At 77.3% G+C, this 2483-nt stretch carries 1 protein-coding gene; it reads right to left on the bottom strand.

Annotated features, from left to right (window positions below; translation table 11 throughout):
• Window positions 1–42: 42 nt before the first annotated feature.
• The coding region (locus NCC78_RS30795; protein WP_250798930.1) for an ATP-binding protein at window positions 43–2483 on the bottom strand (2441 nt) is incomplete at its 5' end.

The following is a 2483-nucleotide window of genomic DNA, read 5'->3' as shown; positions in this document are numbered from 1 at the left end:
GCGCGTCCACCCGGCCCGCGCCCGGTCCCCGGCCCGACGTGCTCAGGCGCGTTCGCTGTGACCGGCGGCGCGTCGTTCCGGCTCCGGTCCGCCCTGCCGGGGCGCGGTCGCCGCGGCCGTGCTGAATCTCGTGGAGTCGGCGGCCAGGTCGGGGTGCTCGACGCCGAGTGCCAGCGCCGCCGCCTCCTCCAACCCCAGCTCGGCCCCCTCGCCGTACGCGTCGTCGAACGCCGCGTCGCCCAACGCCCGGCGCAGCTCCGCCTGCCGCTCCGCCCAGTACGCCCCGTAGATCCCCGGCGTGGAACGCATGCTCGCCCGGGTCGCCTGCGCCGCGCCGAAGAGCCGGGCGGCGGTCGACCCGTCACCCCCGACCGCGCAGCGCACCGCGACCGCGTTGAGCGTGTCGCAGGCCCGGCCGTGGAAGCCGTGACTCATCCGGGACCGGAGCGCCACCTGCAGGTGCTCGTGCGCGGCGACCAGGTCGCCCCGGGCCAACGCGACCATCCCGAGCAGCATGTCGACCGAGCGTCGCCCCCGCTCCACCGGGCGGGCCGCCTCCACCGGGCGGACCGCGCCGAGCAGCTCCGCCGCCTCGTCCAGCCCGCCCCGCCGCCAGAGCAGCTCGGCCAGGCTGAACACCGCGAAGAGCGCGTCGCCCATCACCTCCTGGCTGTGCGCCCAGTCGATGACCTCCCGGCAGACCCGCTCGGCCTCGGCGAACTGTCCCATGTCGACCAGGGGGGCCGCCCGGCCGGCGAGCACCCGGGCCAGCAGTCCCGCGTCGCCGGCCTGCCGCGCCGCCGCCTCCGCCCGCTGGGAGAAGCGCAGCTCCTCGGCGAACTCGCCGTCCGCGCCGGCGTGCAGCGAGTGCATGTGGTACGCCGCCGCCAGCTCCGCCTCCGGGATCCGCTCCCCCGTCTCGGCGATCCGCCCGTACAGCCGGAACAGCCAGAGCCGCCCCTCCCTGGGCAGGCCCCGCTCCCGCCACCACTGGTCCAGGCCACCGGCCAGCCGCAGCCCGGCCCGGGCGCTGCCGCCGGTGGCGCACCAGCGCAGCGCGGCACGCAGCTCACCGGCGAGCGGATCCAGGGCGTAGAGCGAGAGGGTAACCGGTCGCCCGTCCGGGCCGAGGTGGGCCCGCTGGAGCGCGTGCGTCGACCAGGCCACGTGCCGGTCCCGGGCGGCCTGCTCCTCCCCCGCCTCCACCAGCCGGCGGGCCGCGTACGCGCGGATCGGGTCGAGCATCCGGTAGGTGCACCCCGAGGCGTGCGGCTCGGCGAGCACCATCGACTTGTCGACCAGCACGCTGAGCGGGTCGAGCGGGTCGTCGCCGAGCAGCCACTCCACCGTCGGCAGGTCCACCGGGCCGGCGAAGACCGCCAGCCAGCGCAGCAGCCGGGCGGCGCGCGGCCCCAACGTCCGGTACGACCAGGTGACCGTCGCCTGCATGGTGAGGTGCCGCTCGGTGGCGGAACGCTGCACGGCGCGGGTGGCCGGGGTGGGCGGCGCGATGCCCACGGCCGCGGCGACCAGGTCCACCGTGTCCTGCTGGTTGCCCGACCAGGCCCGCTCCACCGGGGGCGGCTCCGGGTCCTCCCGGCCGGCGTCCAGGGTGCCCAGCACGTCGTCGAGGCGCTCGGCGAGCTGCCCGACCGAGAGCACCCGCAGCCGGGCGGCGGCCAGTTCGATGGCGAGCGGCAGGCCGTCCAGCCGGCGGACCACCCGGCGCAGGTCGGCCGACTCGGCCGGGTCCGGCTGCCGGCCGCCCCGGGCCGCCGCCGTCCGGTCCAGCAGCAACGCCACCGCGTCGCTCTCCGCCCCGTCCACCGGCGGGTCCACCGACAGCGGCGGGATCCGCCACACCACCTCACCGGGCAGGCCGAACGACTCCCGGCTGGTGGCGAGCACCCGGACGCCCACCCCGCCGGCGAGCAGCCGGGAGATGACCTCGGCCGAGGCGGCCGGCTGGGCGTCGCAGGTGTCCAGGACGACCAGCATCCGACGCGCGGCCGCGTACTCCACCAGGGTGTCGACCACCGGGCGGCCCGGCTCGGGACGCAGGCCGAGCACGGCGGCGATCGCGAACGCGACCAGACCGGGATCGGTGACCGTGGCGATGTCGACGAACCAGACCCCGTCCGGATGGCACTCGACCAGGTCGGCGGCGAGTTCCACGGCGAGCCGGGTCTTGCCGGCGCCGCCCGCGCCCAGCACGGTGACCAGCCGGTGCCCCTCCACCAGCCGCTTCAGCTCGGCGCGCTCCACCTGCCGGCCGACGAACGAGGTGACCTGGGTGGGCAGGTTGTGCGGGATCGCGTCGGCGGTACGCGGCCGCGGGAACTGCCGCTCCAGGCCGGGGGCGACCAGTTGGAAGAGCCGTTCCCGGTCGTCGAAGCCGCGCAGCCGGTGCAGGCCCAGGTCGAGCAGGGAGGCGCCGGGCGGCAGCGGGTCGGCGTGCCGCGCCGCCGCCGCCGAGCAGAGCA

This window comes from Micromonospora phytophila, assembly GCF_023656545.1.
Lineage (GTDB): Bacteria > Actinomycetota > Actinomycetes > Mycobacteriales > Micromonosporaceae > Micromonospora > Micromonospora phytophila.
This window is presented reverse-complemented; position numbering and strand designations above follow the sequence as displayed.